Here is a 19,725-nt window from a genome sequence, read left to right on the forward strand (position 1 = left end):
CGACGTGCCGTCTCAGGCCAATGCCTCGTCTGCGTGGCTGATGTCGGAGGCAAGCGCCTTATCGAGCACCTTTTGGATATTTGCCGCGCGGCGGAAGGAGGGTTCCTGTGTCTTGCCTGCCCGGACGGCCTGCACGAACCGCTGGTAGTTGGTCTCCACCGGCTCGAAGGGAATGTCACGCCATGTCGCGGTGTGAACGTCTTCTTTGAGGCAAGCGCGCAGCGTTGACTTTCCGGTGTCATAGATCATCTCGATCGACCCCGTCTCGCCATAGACCCTGAGACGCAGTTGATCCATCTGGCCGGCGGCAGTTCGTGTCGCCTGGATGGTGCCGATCGCCCCTGTCGTGAAGTCGACATTCATCGTGAAGCTGTCATTCGCATCGAGATCATATTCGCCGATCTTGTCGCCCGGCGCCTTGTTGAAGGTTTTCAGCCGCGCGAAGACATGGGCGACATCCAGTCCCGAGCCGTAGGAGGCAAAATCGACGATATGGATGCCGATATCGCCGAGTGCGCCGTTCGACCCATGCTTCTTGCTGAGACGCCAAAGCCACTTGCTCTCGGTTTTCCAGTCGCCCCAATGACGCCCGACAAGCCAGCTCTGCAGGTGGGATGCCTCGACATGCCGGACCTCGCCGATCTCACCGGCCAGCACCATCTGGCGGCCCTTCTGCAGGGCGGGCGAATTGCGATAGGTGAAGTTGACCATGCCGACCTTGCCCGCTTTCTCGATGGCATCGGTCATTTCCATCGCCTTGATGGCATCGGTCGCCAGCGGTTTCTCGCAAAAGACATGTTTGCCCGCTGCAATCGCCTGAAGCGTAGTCGGGTGATGGATACGGTCGGGCGTGACGTTGGCAACGGCATCAAACTCGCCCCAGGCAAGGGCTTCCTCCAGCGAGCTGAAATGGTTGGGGATGCTGTGCTCCGAACAAAAGACCGCCAGCCGTTCTGGCACGACGTCCACCCCGCCCACGACGCTAACGCCGTCGATCGCCTTGAAATTTACAGCATGCTGGTTTGCCATCCCACCGGTGCCGAGAATGAGTAAGCGCATCTTTTCCTCCATAGAAGTCACATTTGGCCATAGCCGAGGCAAAGCCTCACCACGCCATTGCGGGTGCCCGAAATGGCTCAATTCTTGTGTGATCGGGAAGTGCGGTTGCGAGCCGCTAACTTGTGTTGAATGTCGCCGGCATCTCAATCCTCCCAAGCTGCGGCTTGACATCAAATCAAAGTAACTTAATCTAATTAATGCAGCATGGAAATGAGGAGAGGTCAACCGACCACCAGGCTGTATCCGTTTAAATGGGGAGGAGACCCATCATGAAGAGAGCGTTCATCAGCGCACTAGCGCTGAGCACAATGTTATTTTCAGTGCCTGCCGCATTTGCCCAGGAGCTCGCGACAAAGGACCGGATCGGCGCTGCCGACGCACCGAAAACCCTCGTCGTACGGCTCACGAACGATAGTCCCAACAACGCCGATCCGGCTATTGCCGAGGGGTATCAGAAACTCTTCGTCGACTTCATCAAGAAGCATCCCGACTGGAAGCTGCAGATGCAGTTCATGTCGGCTGACATCGGCACCGAACAGGCCAAGATGCTCGAGCAGGCCAAGGCCGGAAATGCTCCGGATTGCGCTGCGGTCGACTCCTTCGTGCTCTCCCAGTTCATGGTCAACCATGTCCTCGCCGACTTCACGCCCTATTTCTCGAAGGACGAGATCAACGATCTTTTCCCCTTCATCCGCAACGGCATTACCGACAAGGACCAGACGATCCGAGCATGGTGGTGGGATACGGACCTTCGCGTGCTCTACCGCAACAAGTCGATCGTTGCCGATGCTCCCCAGACCTGGGATGACCTAAAGAAGGCCGGTCTTTCTTCCGTAAAACAGGGCATGGAAGGCATCCTCTTCAACGCCGGTCGCTACGAGGGTTCCACCTTCGACTGGCTGGCAAACTACTGGGCCCTCGGCGGCAAGCTCGTCGACGATTCCGGTAAGCCGATCTTCGGTGAGGGTGAAAACAAGGAGAAATTCCTGAAGGCCCTACCTATTACAAGGATCTCGTTGATTCCGGTGCAGCGCCGAAGCGTGTGACAACCATCGGCAACTATGACGACCTCAACGCCGCGGCGGCGGCCGGAACCACTGCTCTCTTCATCGGTGGCAACTGGCAATATGCCCAGTTGAAGGTCACGCTCGACGAAGACGAGTTCAAGAACTGGACCTTCTCGCCGATCCCCGGCCCAACCGCCGATCAGCGATCCACAGGAACGGGCGGATGGACAATCGCCTCGTTCAGCAAGGACAAGGACAAGGTGGAGATGTGCGCCAACCTTGCTCGTGAAGTCTATATGGGACCAGCCAACGCGCTGCAGCAGCAGTTGCCGACGCGCAAGGCGCTCTTCGACAAGTATGATGTCTTCGCCACCGAGGCCAACAAGACCTTTGCCGGGGCTCTCGTCGATGGTCAGGCCCGTCCAGGCGCCCCGATCTATCCGGAAATCTCCAACCAGATCCAGATCATGATGGGCGATGTGCTGTCTGGAACCAAGAAGCCGGAAGAGGCTCTGGATGCCGCGTTCAACGCGACGATGGAGGCTTACAAGCGTCTCTAGCGAATGAGATCGCGGCGGCGCCCATGACGGGCGTCGCCGTTCGTGTCAAACCCGGACAGAGAAGCCCAATGAGCCCAATTGCCATCGAGGCTGCCAGCGCGCCTCACAGCAGACCGTTCATGCGCCGTTTTGCCGGGGCACCCTTGCCCTGGATCATGCCCGTGATCGTCGTCATCGGCATCTTCTATCTCTACCCGGTGATCGACGTTTTCCGCCTGTCGTTGACCAATGCAACTCTGATCGGCGACAATCCCGTCTATACGCTGAGCACGATATCAAACACGCTGAGTTCGCCGCAGCTGCCCGACATCCTGTGGGCAACCGTAATTTTTGTCGGTGGCAGCGTCATCGGTCAGCAGATACTGGGTCTTGCCGTGGCCGTCGTCGTCGTTCGCGGCGAGAAGCGTGGCCTGTTCGGCACGACCATCCTGCGCACGACGGCGCTCGTTGCCTGGGTCGTTCCGGGGATTGCCGGCGGCATCATCTGGCAGATGCTGTTTTCCGAGGCTCCATACGGAGCGCTAAACAGCATCCTGCGGCTCATGCACCTGCCCGTCGTCGCCTGGCTTTCCGATCCGGCAATCGCCCCGTGGTCGGCGCTGATTGCCAATATCTGGCGCGGCACTGCCTTCTCGATGGTGGTCATGTACGCCGCCCTCAAATCGATCGACCCCTCGCTGTACGAAGCGGCTGATGTCGACGGCGCAACGGGCTCGCAGCAGTTCTTCTTCATCACCATCCCCCAGCTGCGCGCAGCCATGCTCGTCAACATGATCCTCATTACGATCATGACGCTCAATACTTTCGATGCGATCATCACGCTGACGGGCGGTGGCCCCGGGCGCGCGACCGAGGTTATATCGCTTTACGTGTTCAATATCGTCTTCCGCAATTACGATCTTTCCGGCGGAAGTGTGCTCTCAGTTCTGATGCTGATCATCAGCCTCGGACTTGCCTTCGTTTACGCATCGTTCCTGCCCAAGGAGGAACAGCAATGAGCAGGCGTACCGGCACGCGCTCGGGCGATTTCCTGAGCTACCTCTTCATGCTGGCGATGTTCATCTTCTTCGCCGGTCCCCTCAGCTATCTCCTGTCGATGGCCTTGCGGGACAAACGCGAAATCTATCGTGGCGTGGCTCGCTATATCCCGCACAACCCCACCATCGACAATTTCGTAACAGTGCTCAACAACAGCTACTTCCCGCTTTATCTCTGGAACGGGCTGAAGCTTGCCGCGCTGAGCGGCCTCGGCGTCCTGATCGTCGCCTTGCCGGCCGCTTACGCCTTCTCGCGTTTCCAGTTCCGCGGCAAGGGGCTGTCGATGATGGGTCTTTTGCTCTTCCAGATGATCTCGCCGCTGGTCATCATGGTGCCGCTCTATCGCTACATGAACCGTCTCGGTCTGCTCGACACACATTTTGCGGTGACGATGGTCTACATTGCTCTTGGCGTGCCACTCGCGACGTGGCTGTTGAAAAGTACAGTCGACGGGATCCCCCGCAGTCTTGACGAAGCGGCCATGATCGACGGGTGCAACCGGTTTTCGGTTTTCTGGCGGATCGTCCTGCCGCTGTCAGCGCCTGGTATCGCTTCCGTCTTCATCATCACCGTGATTGCAGGCTGGTCGCAGTTTCTCGTGCCCTTTCTTCTGCTCACACAAAACAATCTGATGCCGATCGGCGTTGGAATCTTTAACTTCCGTGGCATGCAAACCGACTCGTCCATCCAGCTGCTTGCGGCCGCCTGCCTGATCTCCGTCGTGCCCGCGATCGTGGCGTTCCTGTCGCTCCAGCGGCTAATCCTCGGTGCCATGACCAGCGGCGCGGTAAAGGGGTAAGGACGGTTTGCGCTTCCGTGGCTGATCAAGGATCCCGATTCATGAACCAGATAACCGGCACCAGATTGTCCCCCGACCTGACGGGGGCCAATGTTGAGGATGCGGGCGAGCACAACAGAGCCGTTGTGCTGCGCTGTATCCATCGGCAGGCACCGATTTCACGAGCCGAGATCGCCAGGCAGACCGGTTTTACCAAGCCGGCGATCGCCCGGATCGTTGATCGCCTGCTTGACGAGGGGCTTATCATTGAGGCTCGCCGCCGGCATGGGCTGAGGGGCCAGCCGGCAATCGAGCTCGAGATCAATCCCGACGCCTTCTTCGCGATCGGCATCAACATCGACCGCGATCACCTGACGATCGTCGCTGTTGATGCCGTCGGCAACGTGCGCGCACGCGTCCATCACGAGAAACGTTATGTGCGCCCGGCCGAATTCATGCAGCTGACGGCCGATGCGATATCGCATTTCCAGCGAAGCCGGCTGATCGACGACGCACATCTGGCCGGAATTGGCCTTGCGATGCCGGACTGGCTCGGCGAAATCTCGTTCCTTGGCATGCCTGACGACTACTCCGATTGGATGGAGTTCGACGTACGCGCGGCACTTGAAAATCTGACACAGCATCCGGTCTTCATCGAAAATGAGACGAATGCCGCAGCCCTTGCCGAGCTTGACTACGGCCTTGGAGCGGAAAGCCGCAGTTTCTTTTATATCGCCATCAATGCCTGCCTGGGCGGAGGCCTCGTGCTCGATGGCAGCGGCCATCGCGGCGCCATGGCTCTGAGCGGCGAAATCGGTTGGCTGCCGATTGCCAATGACCGGGACAAGACCGCACAGAAGGTCGATCTGCTTGGCGAAAAGGTGACGCTCTTCTTCCTCTACAAATTCCTGGCAGAGCACGGCATCCGTGCGAGCGTACCCCAGGACCTCTTATCGCTTGACGGGCACGGCAGAGCGCTTGTTTCGAAGTGGCTTAAGGAAATGAGTGCGCATCTTGCCGTTGCGGTCAAGCATATCGGCATGATCGTCGACCCTGACGCCATCATTATAGGGGGCAGACTCCCGATCCGCATGATCGACGAGTTGCTACGCTATGTTCACGAACATCTGACGGCAGGAGACATCACTTTGCCTTCGCTGCATCGCGCCTCGCTCGGCGAGGACGCCTCAGCGCTTGGTGCGGCAGCGATGCCAATGGGGGCGGCCCTGATGCTGGCATCGGCCGACGCCGTTCAACGCACCCGTTCGCCCCTCAAATTCATGGATCGCCTGAACAACTGAAGCAGCCGGTAATGCCACTGGGAGGATTTTGATGAGGATTGGGTTTTATACGTCGACATTCAACGATCGGCCGCTTGAGGAAGTAGTGGAGTTCGCTGCCTCTGCCGGTTTCGACGCAATCGAAATTGATGTCGGCGGCCATATCAAGACGCCGGAGAGGGTGCGGGCCGCCGTAACACTCGCTCGCGACCACAATCTCCTCGTCTCCTCTATCACCTACTTCGGCAATCAGCTCGACAGCGATCGCGGCAAGCGTAGCGATCTTCGCGCCAGGACGGAGGAATTTGCTGAGGCGATCGGCGAAGCGGGCGTGCCGATCTTTGTGATCTTTCCCGGACGCGACGACAATGCTGACGACGAAGCCAACTATGACGGTTTTGGCGAGTTCGCCAATCGGCTGATCAGCAAGACGGCAGCAAGCGGTCTCATCTTCGCAATCGAGAACTGGCCGGGCCCCAAGGACAACTTCATTGGAACCACGCCGAAGGGCTGGGAAGAGCTCTTCAAGCGGATACCCGACCGGCGCTTTGGTCTCGAATTTGATCCTTCGCACCTTATCCGCATTGGCATTGACCCCTATGCCGCGATGGACGCAGTCAGGGATCGCATCGCCATCCTCCACGCCAAGGATACCGCAATCGATGCGGCCACGCAGCAGGCCGTCGGCTATCACGGCAAGGGTTGGTGGCAGTACAAGCTGCCAGGCAAGGGCCTCCTCGACTGGCCGCGGTTCCTGCGGCAGGCCCGCACCAACGGCTTTAACGGCACCCTTTCGATCGAGCACGAGGATGCCGCCTACGGATGGCCGGGCAAGGATCTCGAAGCACGAAAAGAGGGCGAACGCCTTGGCCTCGCCTATCTCAGAAACGTTTTGAACAAGCTTTGAGAGCGACCCCGGGAGGACGCAAATGGCCCATGTCAGAGTGAATAACGCGCGCAAGGATTATGGCGCCTTCAAAGCCATCAAGGGCGTTTCCGTCGATATCCGCGATGGTGAGTTCGTCGTGCTCGTCGGGCCCTCGGGCTGCGGCAAATCCACCCTGCTCAGAATGATCGCCGGTCTGGAAGACATCAGTTCGGGCGAGATCCAGATCGGCAAGCATATTGTCAATGAGCTGGCGCCAAAAGATCGCGACATTGCCATGGTGTTCCAGAATTACGCCCTCTATCCGCATATGACGGTCGCCAGGAACATGGGCTTCTCATTACGGCTGAAACGCATGCCGAAGACGGAAATCGATCAGCGTGTCGGCAACGCTGCCAAGATCCTGGGCCTTGAGGCCCTTCTCGAGCGCTATCCGAAGCAATTGTCCGGCGGCCAGCGGCAGCGAGTTGCGATGGGCCGCGCGATCGTTCGCGATCCTGCCGTCTTCCTTTTCGACGAACCTCTATCGAACCTTGACGCCAAGCTCCGTGTCCAGATGCGATCCGAGATCAAGGAGCTGCATCAGAGGCTGCAGACCACGACTATTTATGTCACGCACGATCAGATCGAGGCGATGACGATGGCGGACAAGATTGTCGTGATGAAGGACGGGTTGATTGAACAGTCGGGCTCGCCGCTTGAGCTCTACGATCGCCCGAACAACCTCTTCGTCGCCGGTTTCATTGGTTCCCCAGCAATGAACTTCATCAAGGGAAGCATGACGAACGAGGGCTTCCGGACAGAGGACGGGCTCGTCCTGCCAAGCGAGCGACGCCCGTCCGGCGCCGTTACCTACGGCATTCGCCCGGAGCACATCAGGCTCGACCCCAATGGCATCGAAGTGAAAACCGTTGTCGTTGAACCGACGGGGTCGGAGACGTTGGTGATAGCCCGCCTTGGTACCCAGACGATCAGTTGCGTCTTTCGTGAAAGGATCAGGGCAGCCCCCGACGAGGTACTGCGGATTGCTCCGGTCCACGATGCAGTCCACCTGTTTGACGAGGGTGAACGGCGCATCACCGCAGGCGAACCGATGTTGACCACGTGCGCGTGAAAAGGGTTGCCGCTGTGGACATTGTGCGAGATTGCCTGATGGCAGTTTCGCCACCGCTTGTAGGTCAACCGGCTCGGTTGCGGCGCTTCGTGTGAGAGGCTTGGTACGTGTGTACCAAGACCGTAGTGGTTTTTCGCACCAGTTCACGGGACTGTTGGGATAGTTGCACGTCCGACCGACGTCTAGAATTGCCCCCGGCTTCCGGGGGGCGGTGTTGTGACCGAGACAATTGCTCGAGAATTGATCTTCACCTTGCGTGTTGCGCAAGAGATTGCATCGCGGGAAAGCCCTGACTATGACCTCGTTCTGCTTTTCATCCAGAAAGCCATTGAGGTGGCCACGGAAGAGGCGTCGCGTCACGGCATCATGGTCGATTTCGATGACGTCTCGGAACGCGAACATTGAGCGCGCGGTCGCGGCCATTCGTCTTTAGCCCAGACAGAACGTCGTCGACCCAGGGGACGGTGGTCATGTCCTGTTGGCTCACGGTTAATTCCGGCGTTGTCGTCCTTCTCCAAATCTGCCTTTTCTTCGAGAATTTGAGATCGGGGATCTTATTTCATTGCAAGCTAATTTGCGCTCCGATAGCCTCTCCACGTGGGGAGGACTCAAATGCAGAACATCGATTCGACTGCCGCCGAGCCAATCATGACAACGAGGGTATGGAGTATCGCGGATTTTTGCTTGCAGCACCGTTTGGACGGCAAGGAAGAAGCTAGGCTCACTGCCTTGTTTGGCCAATTCGCGACGACCAGTGAGCTGGTTCACAACGTGACGCGCAGATCGCGGTCAAGGTGACAAATTCGGCCGACAACCGCTCAGCTTAAATCTCATTCGGCCTTGCTGACCGCGAAGCGATCCCAGGAGCGGTCCACGCCGCCGGGCATACGGACCGCCGTGCGCCGTCCAAAAAGCCCTCGAGGTCGCCACGGAAGTGGCGTCGCATCACGGTGTCATGGTCGATTTTCATGGCGTCTCGGAACGAGACGCATTGAGAGCGCGCGGTCGAAGCAAATTCGCCATGAGCTCCAACCGCACACCCGTTGCTCCGGAGGGGCTGGGGTCCTGGCTCCAAAAGCAACGTGCTGGAAGTTAAGCGTTCATGGTTAATTTAGTATTTACGCAAGAACTAATGTGCGGAAAAATGCCCCGCTGTCGCGGTTGAAGGGCAGTCGCGCGTATGGCCAAGAAACTGCCGCAATCGGGAAATTCTTTGAAATCAGAGGGCGAGAGCCGTTTTCTTTCAGGCGACGTCCATTTACGGCAATGAACTGCAATCAATTTCCGCACGGTGCATTAGTTCATACGGGTCCACGCCGATCGCCTTGCTGACAAGCAAAAACTCTGCGGTATCCAATCGTCTTTCTTCAGTCTCGATCTTGGAAATCACGGTCTGCCGCTGACCGATACGTCTTCCGAGTTCCACTTGAGTAATGTTGGCCCTTCTCCTCGCTTCAACAAGAAGTTCAATCAATCGTCGGTAAAGTATGCGGTCGAAAGAGGACAATGCCAAATGCCAGTTGAAATTTCACCGGCACTTCCGATAAAACCGATTTTCGAATACCCCAAAATAGGGTATCGTCAGTTTCGTGATCGCGACGAGAAATGTTCGGGGGAAGCAGCCTTCATGGAATTACGCCAACTCTCCTATTTCAAAGCGGTGGCCGAGGAACTGCACTTCGGCCGGGCGGCAGCTCGGATGTGCATTGCCCAGCCGGCGCTGAGCAATCATGTGATGTCGCTGGAAAGGGAGCTTGGCTGTCCGCTGTTCATCCGCTCGACGAGACGGGTGGAACTGACCAGGGCAGGGGAAACGTTCTACGATCGCTGTGTGCGGATCTTGAGCGACATCGATCTGACCACCGAATTGACCCGGGCAGCCGGCGGCAGCCGCATCCGCCAGATCAGGATCGGCAGCATCTACCCGGCCACCATGGGCATGCTGCCAACCTTCCTTGCCAAGATCGCCCGCAAGTATCCCGATGTCCGCATCCATATCGCGTCGGGCAATACCGGCGAGATCATCCGCGGCCTGGAGACCGGCCAACTCAATTTAGGCTTCATCCGCCCGGTGGAAAACATCGGCTGCTTGCGCTTCGTCTCGCTTGCCCATGAGCGCTACTACCTGGCGGTCGGCCATGCCAATCCGCTGGCCGCCAGGGAGGAGATCAGCATCGATGATCTGCGCACTCAGAAGATCATCGCCTTCAACCGACAGAACCTGTCTTTTACGGAACGATACTTCAATGAGAAGTTTGCCGAATACGACCTCACCGCCAACATCGCCTTCAGCTGCGATGACACCTATGCGCTGGTGTCGCTGGTTTCTGCCGGGCTTGGCATCGGCTTTGCCCCGGAATGGACACTTGATCTTCCCAATCGCGGCTTCGAGCTGAAGAAGGTAAGCGGGATCGACTTCCGGATCGGGCTTGGCATTGCCTGGAGTAAAGAGGACCCAACCGCTGGCCGCGATGATATCGTCGACATTGCACGGTCGCTGGCAAGGCGCGGCTGACAATCACAACCATCCGAATTGGAACGTCTCAGCGAGTTCCTGAACGCCATGCTTCTCGATGAGTTCTCCAGGGAGGTGCTCAAAGGCTCGCTGATGGCCTACAAGGCGCTCGACAATCCTCTTCGCCTGTCGCAGTTTTCGACCGGAATTCGCGAATTGATCGGTCATACCCTCTCGACTCTTGCAGCTGACGATGAAGTCAAGGCTTCCAGCTGGTTCGTGGTCGAGACACCGGATGGACGGCCGACCCGCCGGCAGCGCGTTAAGTTTGGCATTCAAGTTGGGATGACGGATGCTGCAGTCGCAGCGCTTCAGGTTGACACCGCCGAGATTGATGTTGCCATCCGCAAGGTCGGCGACGGGCTCAGCAAATATACCCACGTTCGCCCGGATACGCTGAAGGTAGACGCCGACGAGGCAGAAGCTTTTGCTTGCGAAGCCGTTGCCACCTTTCTAGAGTTTTTCGAGATTCTAGTTGACTGCCGCATGAGCATTCGAAGAGCTGTCGAGGATAGTGTCGACGAACACGCTCTCGAAGTTTTCACGCAGGATGTCTATAATGAAATAGACATCCTTTCGACCCGCTCGAGCGTCGATGCGGTCCGGATCGAGAAGTCCGAAGTGGTCGCTATAGGCCCCGCTTTCATCACTTACGCGGTTTCCGGCCAGATCTATGTTGATCTTTCGTATGGATCCAAAAGCGATTTTCGCAACGATATGGGGGCCGAGATCAGTACCGACTTTCCGTTCAGCATGACGACTACGGCGCCTGTCGGAAACATAAGCCAATTTGAAAACGCTAGTGCCCGGATCGACACATCGAGCTGGTACGGCGAAGACGACGACGATGGTGAAGATCTCTTTCTCAAGATCACGGATTACTAGCCCCACGCCGATGGATCAGCCGCCGATCGGCACATGTCAACCTGCGGGTGCCAACCGGAGGTGTTCCAAAGGCAGGACTATATCGGCTTCTATGCTTGCGAGAAAGGCACCTGGCACGGCCGAATGATACCGTTTCGCCAGCCGACGCGGAAACGTGGGGCAGTCCAACCGCCTCTTGCTTGAGCTTTTTTCCGCGACAAAGCCTTGCGCCCCGACGAGAAATCGAGATTTCAGCTACTTAGAGGGTCTAATAAGCAGGTCGTGGGTTCGTATCCGTTCGAGACCGAGGAACACTTCCGGCTAGTCACCTGAATCTCAAGTTCGGTTCATTGTCTTCTGGCAGGATCCTTGACCGAGGCGAGGATTTGGTCGGCGGATTTAACCCACTTGTATGGGGTGGGGTTCTCGTAGTGGGTTTCGATGAAGGCGTCGATGTCAGCTTCCAGTTCTGCAGTGGAACGGTGTACGCCGCGCTGCAACTGCTTTCGCATCAGCTCTGCGAACCACCGCTCGACCTGATGATCCAGGATGCCGACGTTGGCGTGAAATGAACATGCTAGTGTGGGCGGCGCGCGCCAGGCCTTGATTCTCGGCGTCTTGCGGGTCGCATAGTTGTGCATCACCAAATGCACGTCCGGCCCATCGGACATTTCGGCGTCGATCCGCTTCAAGAAGTCGAGGAGTTCAGTGGCCCGGTGACGCTTGTAGCAATGACCGATGACCGCTCCATGTCGAGCGCGGCGAACAGCGATGTCGTGCCGTTGCGGACATAGGTATGGGTGCGCCGTTCGGCGACGCCCGGTGCCATGGGCAGCTCAGCCTGCTCGCGATCCGAGGCCTAGCTTTGCGACTTCTCATCCACACAAAGCACGACCGCCCGGTCCGGACGCGACATGTAAAGACCCATTACCGGTGTCCAATGAAACCCGTGCCGATTATTCCGATGTTCATTTTGGTCATTGTTATACCCTTCCGCCGTCTAGGCGATTTGTTCGAGGGGATGGATTTCGATGTGGGCGATCGTCCCCGGCGGCAGATGCGCGTTGAAGACGCGGATGGCTTCGCCGGACATGTGCCGTTCCCAGATTTGGCGGGAGGCCCATTCCTCGACAAAGACGTACACGCCCGTCTGGTTGAGGTTCCGATGGAGATGATAGGAGAGGCACCCCTCTTCGGCACGCGTCGCGACGGACAGTTCCGCCGCATGCTTTTCGAAGGCCTCTTCCCTGCCGGGGGTGATCATGACACGTGCCACGACCTTGATGCTGCTAGTCATTTGTCTGTCCTGTCAGGCTGGTCACAGCTTGCAATCTGGAACACCGGTCAAGCTGCTGAATTGGGGAAGGAAGCCGAGGCGTTCCCGATCAGGGAGCGGCGCTGGCCAATTGTCTGGCTGGTTTATTTCAGGCGCTTGAGCAGCTCCGCGGCAACGGCCGGGGCGGAACCAGGATTCTGGCCGGTTATGAGCTCACGGTCGGTCACCACGTTGGATGACCACGGCGAGTCATTGCTGACGAAATCGCCTCCTGCCGCCTGCAATGCCGTCTGTGGATAGAACTTCATCTCGCCGCCACTAAGCAGGCCCTTGGCGATTTCCTCTTCCTGATTGCTGATGACGGTCATCTTGTAGCCCGCATAGATCCAGCCTCCGGCCTTGGCCGAACCGCTTGTCTCCAGCTTCGTGGTGAAGGCCGTCACATCGGGCAGGGTCGAGAGGAGCGCGATCGGGCCGTGGCAGGCAAGCGCGGTCGTCTTGCCCTTCGCATGGAAGTCGGCGAGCAGCTTGCCCAGTTCCGGGCTGACGAGAAGATCCTGCATCGGAGCATGACCGCCCGGCACATAGACGGCATCGAAATGATCGTAGCCGATCTGCTCTACGCGGGCGAGGCTGACGACCGGCGAGGCCTTGTCCGAGGTCAGTTTGAGCTTGTCGAGCAAAGCGATGCTTTCCTGCATCGCGGCCTCGTCGCCGCCGAAGTACATCTTGTCCACGGAGGATTTGTCCAGCGTCGGCGCCGTACCCTTCGGGGTCGCAAACGTGATGTCGTGGCCGGCCTCGGTCAGCGCCTTTACCGGCTGCATCAACTCGTTGAGATAGAAGCCGGTCTCGAAAACCTTGCCGTCCTTTAGGTCGAGATGATCGGAATCGGAAAGGACGACCAGGACATTGGCGGCCTGTGCGCTGAAGGTGCTTGTTCCAAGAGCAAGCGAGAGAGCGAGAGTACGGACGGGTTTCATGTTTTTCTCCATGCGAAGGCCAATCCCAAACCGCACGGGCAGAGATGGCGGATGATCTGTCATGAGTGATGCGGGGTATTCGGTTATGCGGTCAGCAGGTCGCGGAGCGCCTCGCCGACGCCAGTGGCAGATTGCGGATTCTGACCGGTGACGAGCCTTCCGTCGACGACGACCTTGGCCGTCCAGTCGGCGGCCGGATGGTGGTGCGCGCCGCGGGCAGAAAGGGTGCTGGCAAGCAGGAAGGGAACAACCCTGTCCAGCTTGACGGCCCGCTCCTCGTCATCGGTGAAGGCGGCGACATTCTTGCCGGCGACAAGATACGCGCCATTGCTCAGGGTGATGTTGACCAGTGCGGCGGGGCCGTGGCAGACGGCGGCGACGACACCGCCCGCCTCGTAGATATCGCGGGCGACGTTGTTGACGGCCGGACTTATCGGGAAGTCCCACATGGCGCCGTGACCGCCGGCGAAGAAGATGGCGGCGTAGTTTTTCGGATCGACGTCGGAAAGGCGCGAAGTGTTGCGAACGGCGTGGCGGAAGCCTTCGCTGTTCCAGTAGCGGGCATTGGTCGCGTCATTGAGGTCGAGACCGTCGACGGGCGGCTCGCCGCCATCGATCGAGGCGAACTCGACCGGGATGCCGGCGGCATCGAGCACAGCGAGGGGATGGGTGACTTCGCCGAGGTAGAAGCCTGTGGGTTCGCCGGTTTCATCACCTTTGACGCCATGGCTGGTGAGGACGAAGAGAACCGGTTTGATTTCCTGAGTTGCGCTTCTCATGATCTGCTCCTGCAATCGGGGATGACGTTGGGTCGCATTCGATGATGTGAATGTATTAAAGCTCGAAGGGCGGATAAATGGGCCGCCGAGGAATTCATTTGTTCGCAAGAGGACAGAATGGCGGTGAACAGCACGCTGTGCGACAGCTGGTAGTCCGCCTTAGAAGCGGTGCCTGAAACACTTTATTGATGCCAAAATCGGGGGTAAACCTGCTTGGGAGAAAACGGATTTATTCGCAAGGGGCCAAATGGGGCGGAGGTTTGATCATCTTGGCGACGTGGAGGCGTTCGTCACCGTTGCCGAAAAAGGCTCGATGACCGAGGGGGCGGTTGCGCTTTCGACGACGCCGTCGGTCCTCAGCAGGGCGATCACCCGTCTTGAAACCCGGCTTGGCGCGCAACTGATGCGCCGGACTACCCGGCGTTTAAGTCTGACGGATGAAGGCCGCGCTTACCTCGAACAGGCACGCGCCGCATTTTCGATGATCGACGATGCGGAACGAGCGATTCAGGGGCCGACTGGCGCGTCGCTGACGGGCCATGTCCGCATCAGCGTGCCAACGACCTACGGCCATTACCGGCTGCCCGCGATGCTGGACAGCTTCACGCAGGCCTACCCGGAAGTCCACATCGAATTGAGCATCACCAACCGCAATGTCGATCTTGTAGCAGAAGGTTACGACCTGGCGATCCGCCTAGGTCCCTTGCCCGATAGCGGGCTGGTGGCGCGTAAACTGGAAGATGCGCCGTTGCGTCTGGTCGCCGCCCCGCATTATCTCGAACGGGCTGGCATCCCGAGGCATGTGGAAGAGCTGGCGAAACATCAGTGCCTGCCTTTCGTGATGCCGAGCACAGGCCGTTGCGCTCCATGGCTGTTTCGTGTCGACGGCCGCGATGTGGACTGGACGCCGGCCGGCCGCATCCGGGTTTTCGACGACGTGCTGGGTGTGGTGTCGCTGGCCGAAAACGGTCTCGGCATTTGCCAGATCTACGACTTTATCGCGCGGGACCGTATCGAACAGGGGCGCCTTGTCGATGTACTGGAGCACGCACGCGGCCGGTCCCGGCCTTTTTCGTTGATCTTCGCGCCACACCGCCGTCTCTCGACAGCGACACGGACGCTCATCGATTTCCTCGCCAGAGACGGTTAGTGGCTGTCGCCGTCCGCAACGCTCTGCAGTGCGAGGCGGCAAATCCCGCTTCTTCGGCTAGCTACCAAAGAGCTGCGCCAAGCGCAGATTCGCAACAGGCTCTGCTGGCTCGACTGCTCTGCCTATCGTGTACGATGTACGACAAGCACCCCCTATTATCTACAAATCGAAGGGTTCCGACGGCAACGATGTTTATCTCGGCAACAAAGCGAATAATAATATGGTGTCTGGGACCGCGCCGTTTCGAGCAAGCGTTTGGACGCCTGATCTTTGAAATAGATCGCGGAATGTCTGATGGCTGAGCAACCGCTTGACGCTCAGAGCATGGGCCTGCAGGGACGACGCGATCGAAAGTTGCTCTGTCTACACTCCCTCATGCTTGCCCGTTGCGAGCAACAAAGGAGATTGGTGGACCACGACCGGTGCGTGATACGGCACGCGCTGATAGCCAGCGTACCCGGGGCTCTTTGCAGACGGTCCGATCGGCCTCGGGAGGGGTCCGGATCCCTTCAAAACCAAGCTTTTGCTAACGTCTATCGGGTGTTTGCAATTGTTTGGAGCCCATGGCACATCCATAGTCGATCTTGAGCCTCGCGAGGCTCAGTGGATGGATTACATTGAGCTTTTTGTCTTGTATGTCTGCATCCTCCCGTAGGCAAACCGAGTAGCGCAAATATCATGGCCGCAAGCATCCGAAACAATCTGCGCTACCGGCGACTTCGCTGGCCGATGGGGCGGCGGGTGAAGGAAAATTCACGCAGTCTGACCGCAAGCGATTCGTTGATATTCCTGCGGGCGCGCTGAAGACTGGCTTGCTGCCCGGAGGGGTCTTGGATCAAGTGTTCCGGGGCCGTCGGGCAAGTCGGTCGCCGTTCGGCTCTGGCGTCTGGCTATCGCGCGAAAGTTCTCTGATGGTCCCTTTTAAAAAGTTGGAACTGGTTCGATGACAACCACCGCACTTGAACACTTGATTAATATACTAGGTACCGATCTTGTCATTTGGGACGAGGCGGGGAAGTCAAAGTATCTTCATGACTGGCACCGCGACGCAGAAGGCAGTGCGCTTGCCGTATTACGTCCGCGATCAACAGATGACGTTGCCAAAGCCGTCATAGCGTGCGGTGAACTCAGTCTTAGCATCGTTCCCCACGGTGGAAACACGGGACTGGTATTCGGTGGGTTAGCGCAAGCTCCCGATCAGGTCGTGATAAGTCTCGAGCGGCTGAACAAAATCCGGCAGGTAAGCACGGATGATTTCTCAATGACCGTGGAGGGAGGTTGCATTCTTTCCGACGTGAAGGACCGCGCGGCGGCGGAGGGCTTGTTCTTCCCATTGGCATTGGGAGCTCAAGGCAGTTGCCAAATTGGCGGCAACGTCAGCACGAACGCGGGCGGCATCAACGTGCTTCGCTACGGAATGACGCGCGACCTGGTGCTCGGTCTTGAGGTCGTCCTACCGGACGGACAGATTTGGAGCGCTTTGTCGAGCCTCCGGAAAGACAATCGTGGAATCGATTTGAAACAACTTTTCATCGGCGCGGAAGGTACTTTGGGGATCATTACAGCCGCGACCCTCAAGCTGACCCCGCATCCGACGCGGCGGGAAACAGCCCTGCTCGCGGTGAAATCTCTCGCAGATGCGGTTGCCTTGTACCGTCTTGCACGCCGCGAATGCTGCGATCTCATGACGGCCTTCGAATTCATGCCGCCGACAGCATTCACCTTGGCCCAAGAAGCAATGCCCAATCTGGTGATGCCAATGTCCTCCAAATACGACGCTTACGTGCTGTTGGAGATCAGTGGCTCCGGCCTCGTGGATACCGCCGCTCTCATTCAGCAATTTCTGGAACTTGGCCTTGAAAGGGAACTCATTCTTGATGGCGTGATTGCATCCTCGGAAATCCAGACCCGTACCCTTTGGAGTTTTCGCGAAGGAATGGTCGAAGGGCAAGTCAAGCGAGGGCGTCATCTGCGAACGGATGTCTCGGTTCCTCTTTCTGACCTCGCGGATTTCGTCGATAAAGCAGAAAAGCAGCTGAAAGAAGCGCTGCCCGATTGCATGGCCATTTCGTACGGGCACGTAGGGGACGGCAACGTGCACCTCAATGTCCTGCCGCCAGCAGGGTGCTCAGATGAGAAGCGCACCTCGTCGATAAGTGCCGCAAAAAAGGTCGTTAATCATGTTCTTGCCACCTATCAGGGCAGTATAAGCGCGGAACATGGAATCGGTCGTGAAAAGCGCGATGACTTCTTAGCGGGGGTCCAACCCGTTCAACGTAAACTAATGAACGCCGTGAAGCGCGCGATAGACCCGGATGGGCGGATGAATCCTGGGGTTTTGTTCGGCGATCGGTAGCGATCAGATCTCGAGCGTTGGCAACGCATCGTCGCTGAACGAGCCGGAAGCCGTGGCTTTACTGCAAACGAGTTTGAAGCTTTGTGAAATTGGAGGGGGAAGCCTGGCTTCCAGCGGATGCCAGGCTTGCTGAATTAACCTACAATCTCGTTGCGCGTGAAATTCCGCCGTCAACGAGGATGTCCTGACCGGTAATGAAGGCCGCTCCTTGAGAAGCCAGAAACAGCGCCGTCGCGGCGACTTCATCGACTGATCCGATCCGCTCGAGCAGATGCATGTGCGCAAATCTTCGGGCAAGTTCGCCGCTCGGATCGCTCTCCATCACTTGGTCTGTCATTCGAGTGAGTATCGCGCCGGGGGATATCGTGTTGAAGCGGATATTCTTCTCTCCATATTCGGCCGCGAGCTGCCGGGTGAGTGACACGATTGCTCCCTTCGATGCCGCATAGGGGGAAAGGCCTGCAAAGGATTGTTCATGATGGATGGAAGCAAGGCTAATCACCGTACCTCCACCGCGCGCAGTGAGATGGGGAATAGTGGCAGAACACATGCGAAACACGCTCCCCAGATTGACGTCGATGATTCGCATCCAGTCTGCCTCGGGAAAATCCGTGATCGGCAGCGCGGGATCCGGCAGGATGGCTGCATTGTTGACGACGACATCGATTCCGCCAAAATGCTCTACCGTTCGTCGTACCACGGTTTGCACTGCCTCGCCGGAACCTACGTCGCAGACGATAAAGAGCGCCCGCGCGCCTTCCGTCGTCAGGTCGTCCACTATCCTCTGACCTCGCGCGACGTCGATGTCGCAGCCGACAACCGTTGCTCCGGCTCTGGCAAACGTTCTAAGAATTGCCGCGCCAATTCCTTGGGCAGCCCCGGTGACGATGCAGACCTTCCCATCAAGCGATACCATTAACAACTCCTGCTGCGCCAATTCGGAACTCCAGGCGATAGGTCTCGGATGACCCCGGTTCGAGCCACGCGTCGGGCTCGAACGGAGCCGTGGAAACGGCCGGCATTGCTGCGGAGGCAGGTTCGATGCCGATGACGTTCATGCCAGGGTAGCGATTGTACCACTCAATCACATGCGAAAAATTGGAAGAGCGCATTGCGAGCCCAAAAGTGAGGCCTCCTTCCAGGCGAGGTTGATGCAAGGTAATGGTGTCGTCACATTCCGATCGGTTTATCACCCGGAACTGCTCAGTACCTTCCAACTCGAGTGGCTGGCAGATGGCAGGCATACGCGGATCCACCGGAAGCCCGCTAATGATCGTGCCGTCGTCCACGAGGGGATAGCCGAGATTGACATGATAGAGAACTCGATGTGGCGTTCGCTTGCGGCCTATGTTGCTGACGCGGTCGGTGAGATGGACGACAGGCTGCTCGATACCGAAGGTATAACGTCGCCGCACCTCAATCTGCTCGCCGAACATAGCGGTCTGCCGTAGAATGGCTTCGGCAAAGACGCACGGCCCGTCTGCCGCATCGAGATCTACGCCGTATGAGATATTTGAGGCCGGGATGAAGGTTGCACGGCCGTGCAGGGGATACTTCGCCTCCGTCTTCAAGGCATAAGCAAAGTGATCCTGTGGTCCCGTTCGCGCCGGGCCGTAATGATCCCAGCCGCAGGTTATCAGAAATCCTGAAAAGGCACGCACGAATGCCAGCCCGTCTTCGCCGTCTGGCGCGTGCAGGGCGGGAGCGGGGAAGCCCTGTGTCCCCCGCCAACCGAGCGAGATGCCACGGAAATCAAAATCGGCAAGATCGAACCCGCGATCGACGGCAATTCTGAAATTGAGACCCGACAGCGTGCGTCCGATCAAAAATCTCGCTCCTCGCGCGACGCCATCTTCAGCCCCGTAAAGGGCAATATCGGCAACCTGAGAAATGTCTGCAATTCTATCAGCGTAGTCTGGGTTCACCCCGTCCTCCTCATTTTGATCAACTTAGCTCTTTGTTTTCTTAACTCGGTCCGACGGCCTAGATTTTGGGTTGATTACGTCGTAAGAATCCATGATATATGATGTATAATCTAATGACAATATGAAGGTCTGACCATGTCTGAAGCCGCAGCGTC

General features: G+C 58.0%; 18 protein-coding genes and 2 pseudogenes. 12 read left to right on the forward strand and 8 right to left on the reverse strand.

Annotation, left to right across the window (positions count from 1 at the left end; all coding sequences use genetic code 11):
• Positions 1 to 12 precede the first annotated feature (12 nt).
• Complete coding sequence (locus AF71_RS16340; protein ID WP_041912232.1) at positions 13 to 1,059, reverse strand: Gfo/Idh/MocA family oxidoreductase; 1,047 nt, start codon at positions 1,057 to 1,059, stop codon at positions 13 to 15.
• Positions 1,060 to 1,328: 269 nt separating this feature from the next.
• Here AF71_RS16340 and AF71_RS16345 point away from each other — a divergent pair.
• From AF71_RS16345 to AF71_RS31760, 8 genes and pseudogenes are all read left to right on the forward strand, one after another.
• A pseudogene (locus AF71_RS16345) lies at positions 1,329 to 2,626 on the forward strand (extracellular solute-binding protein).
• A gap of 68 nt (positions 2,627 to 2,694) precedes the next feature.
• Positions 2,695 to 3,624, forward strand: a complete 930-nt coding sequence (locus AF71_RS16350; protein ID WP_169682155.1) for a sugar ABC transporter permease — start codon at positions 2,695 to 2,697, stop codon at positions 3,622 to 3,624.
• The gene (locus tag AF71_RS16355; RefSeq protein WP_062369753.1) at positions 3,621 to 4,463 is read left to right on the forward strand and encodes a carbohydrate ABC transporter permease; all 843 of its coding nucleotides are present in this window, start codon (positions 3,621 to 3,623) and stop codon (positions 4,461 to 4,463) included. The genes AF71_RS16350 and AF71_RS16355 overlap by 4 nt, the downstream gene beginning before the upstream one ends.
• A gap of 41 nt (positions 4,464 to 4,504) precedes the next feature.
• Positions 4,505 to 5,743, forward strand: a complete 1,239-nt coding sequence (locus tag AF71_RS16360; protein WP_169682157.1) for an ROK family transcriptional regulator — start codon at positions 4,505 to 4,507, stop codon at positions 5,741 to 5,743.
• 31 nt (positions 5,744 to 5,774) lie between these two features.
• Positions 5,775 to 6,629, forward strand: a complete 855-nt coding sequence (locus tag AF71_RS16365) for a sugar phosphate isomerase/epimerase family protein (protein WP_169682158.1) — start codon at positions 5,775 to 5,777, stop codon at positions 6,627 to 6,629.
• A 22-nt stretch (positions 6,630 to 6,651) separates the two neighbouring features.
• Positions 6,652 to 7,722, forward strand: coding sequence for a sn-glycerol-3-phosphate ABC transporter ATP-binding protein UgpC (gene ugpC, locus AF71_RS16370; RefSeq protein ID WP_113583040.1), 1,071 nt, complete (start codon positions 6,652 to 6,654; stop codon positions 7,720 to 7,722).
• 216 nt (positions 7,723 to 7,938) lie between these two features.
• Complete coding sequence (locus AF71_RS16375) at positions 7,939 to 8,127, forward strand: hypothetical protein (RefSeq protein ID WP_025662326.1); 189 nt, start codon at positions 7,939 to 7,941, stop codon at positions 8,125 to 8,127.
• Between the two features lie 207 nt (positions 8,128 to 8,334).
• Positions 8,335 to 8,520: a hypothetical protein gene (locus tag AF71_RS31760; RefSeq protein WP_018116380.1), complete on the forward strand. Its 186-nt coding sequence runs from the start codon at positions 8,335 to 8,337 to the stop codon at positions 8,518 to 8,520.
• 460 nt (positions 8,521 to 8,980) lie between these two features.
• On the opposite strand, the gene AF71_RS16385 is transcribed toward AF71_RS31760, so the two are convergent.
• Positions 8,981 to 9,235: a helix-turn-helix transcriptional regulator gene (locus tag AF71_RS16385; protein WP_335327570.1), complete on the reverse strand. Its 255-nt coding sequence runs from the start codon at positions 9,233 to 9,235 to the stop codon at positions 8,981 to 8,983.
• A 114-nt stretch (positions 9,236 to 9,349) separates the two neighbouring features.
• Between AF71_RS16385 and AF71_RS16390 the strand changes: the two genes are divergently transcribed.
• Positions 9,350 to 10,237: a LysR family transcriptional regulator gene (locus tag AF71_RS16390; protein ID WP_169682160.1), complete on the forward strand. Its 888-nt coding sequence runs from the start codon at positions 9,350 to 9,352 to the stop codon at positions 10,235 to 10,237.
• An 18-nt stretch (positions 10,238 to 10,255) separates the two neighbouring features.
• On the forward strand, positions 10,256 to 11,122 hold the full coding sequence (locus AF71_RS16395) for a hypothetical protein (protein WP_169682161.1): 867 nt from the start codon (positions 10,256 to 10,258) through the stop codon (positions 11,120 to 11,122).
• A gap of 326 nt (positions 11,123 to 11,448) precedes the next feature.
• Here the strand turns inward: AF71_RS16395 and AF71_RS16400 are convergent.
• The 4 genes and pseudogenes from AF71_RS16400 to AF71_RS16415 all read right to left on the reverse strand — a co-directional run.
• Positions 11,449 to 12,032: pseudogene (locus AF71_RS16400) on the reverse strand (IS630 family transposase); the annotation flags it as partial.
• Positions 12,033 to 12,101: 69 nt separating this feature from the next.
• A complete protein-coding gene (locus tag AF71_RS16405; RefSeq protein WP_169682162.1) occupies positions 12,102 to 12,398 on the reverse strand; it encodes a putative quinol monooxygenase in 297 nt (98 codons plus the stop codon).
• A gap of 122 nt (positions 12,399 to 12,520) precedes the next feature.
• Entirely contained in the window at positions 12,521 to 13,360 is an 840-nt protein-coding gene (locus AF71_RS16410) for a type 1 glutamine amidotransferase domain-containing protein (RefSeq protein WP_169682163.1), read from the reverse strand.
• A gap of 83 nt (positions 13,361 to 13,443) precedes the next feature.
• A complete protein-coding gene (locus AF71_RS16415) occupies positions 13,444 to 14,139 on the reverse strand; it encodes a type 1 glutamine amidotransferase domain-containing protein (protein ID WP_169682164.1) in 696 nt (231 codons plus the stop codon).
• A gap of 247 nt (positions 14,140 to 14,386) precedes the next feature.
• On the opposite strand from AF71_RS16415, the gene AF71_RS16420 reads away from it, so the two are divergent.
• Positions 14,387 to 15,289 carry a LysR family transcriptional regulator gene (locus AF71_RS16420; RefSeq protein WP_169682165.1) on the forward strand — a complete coding sequence of 301 codons (903 nt, stop codon included), beginning with the start codon at positions 14,387 to 14,389 and terminating at the stop codon, positions 15,287 to 15,289.
• A 943-nt stretch (positions 15,290 to 16,232) separates the two neighbouring features.
• Positions 16,233 to 17,645 carry an FAD-binding oxidoreductase gene (locus tag AF71_RS16425; protein ID WP_169682166.1) on the forward strand — a complete coding sequence of 471 codons (1,413 nt, stop codon included), beginning with the start codon at positions 16,233 to 16,235 and terminating at the stop codon, positions 17,643 to 17,645.
• Positions 17,646 to 17,784: 139 nt separating this feature from the next.
• On the opposite strand, the gene AF71_RS16430 is transcribed toward AF71_RS16425, so the two are convergent.
• Both AF71_RS16430 and AF71_RS16435 read right to left on the reverse strand, forming a co-directional pair.
• On the reverse strand, positions 17,785 to 18,561 hold the full coding sequence (locus AF71_RS16430; RefSeq protein WP_025661321.1) for an SDR family NAD(P)-dependent oxidoreductase: 777 nt from the start codon (positions 18,559 to 18,561) through the stop codon (positions 17,785 to 17,787).
• Positions 18,548 to 19,570: a DUF4432 family protein gene (locus AF71_RS16435; RefSeq protein ID WP_169682167.1), complete on the reverse strand. Its 1,023-nt coding sequence runs from the start codon at positions 19,568 to 19,570 to the stop codon at positions 18,548 to 18,550. Before AF71_RS16435 ends, AF71_RS16430 begins: the two co-directional genes overlap by 14 nt.
• Positions 19,571 to 19,725: the final 155 nt, after the last annotated feature.

Origin of the sequence: Rhizobium sp. 57MFTsu3.2 (genome assembly GCF_012932765.1) — a bacterium.
GTDB lineage: Bacteria > Pseudomonadota > Alphaproteobacteria > Rhizobiales > Rhizobiaceae > Rhizobium > Rhizobium altiplani.

Excerpts from the sequence above, each read along its gene's own strand:
- AF71_RS16420 (WP_169682165.1), top strand. The coding sequence starts at position 14,387 with ATGGGGCGGAGGTTTGATCATCTTGGCGACGTGGAGGCGTTCGTCACC.
- AF71_RS16405 (WP_169682162.1), bottom strand. The coding sequence starts at position 12,398 with ATGACTAGCAGCATCAAGGTCGTGGCACGTGTCATGATCACCCCCGGC.
- AF71_RS16415 (WP_169682164.1), bottom strand. The coding sequence starts at position 14,139 with ATGAGAAGCGCAACTCAGGAAATCAAACCGGTTCTCTTCGTCCTCACC.
- AF71_RS16340 (WP_041912232.1), bottom strand. The coding sequence starts at position 1,059 with ATGCGCTTACTCATTCTCGGCACCGGTGGGATGGCAAACCAGCATGCT.
- AF71_RS16360 (WP_169682157.1), top strand. The coding sequence starts at position 4,505 with ATGAACCAGATAACCGGCACCAGATTGTCCCCCGACCTGACGGGGGCC.
- AF71_RS16365 (WP_169682158.1), top strand. The coding sequence starts at position 5,775 with ATGAGGATTGGGTTTTATACGTCGACATTCAACGATCGGCCGCTTGAG.
- AF71_RS16430 (WP_025661321.1), bottom strand. The coding sequence starts at position 18,561 with ATGGTATCGCTTGATGGGAAGGTCTGCATCGTCACCGGGGCTGCCCAA.
- AF71_RS16390 (WP_169682160.1), top strand. The coding sequence starts at position 9,350 with ATGGAATTACGCCAACTCTCCTATTTCAAAGCGGTGGCCGAGGAACTG.
- AF71_RS31760 (WP_018116380.1), top strand. The coding sequence starts at position 8,335 with ATGCAGAACATCGATTCGACTGCCGCCGAGCCAATCATGACAACGAGG.
- AF71_RS16355 (WP_062369753.1), top strand. The coding sequence starts at position 3,621 with ATGAGCAGGCGTACCGGCACGCGCTCGGGCGATTTCCTGAGCTACCTC.
- AF71_RS16350 (WP_169682155.1), top strand. The coding sequence starts at position 2,695 with ATGAGCCCAATTGCCATCGAGGCTGCCAGCGCGCCTCACAGCAGACCG.
- ugpC (WP_113583040.1), top strand. The coding sequence starts at position 6,652 with ATGGCCCATGTCAGAGTGAATAACGCGCGCAAGGATTATGGCGCCTTC.
- AF71_RS16410 (WP_169682163.1), bottom strand. The coding sequence starts at position 13,360 with ATGAAACCCGTCCGTACTCTCGCTCTCTCGCTTGCTCTTGGAACAAGC.
- AF71_RS16425 (WP_169682166.1), top strand. The coding sequence starts at position 16,233 with ATGACAACCACCGCACTTGAACACTTGATTAATATACTAGGTACCGAT.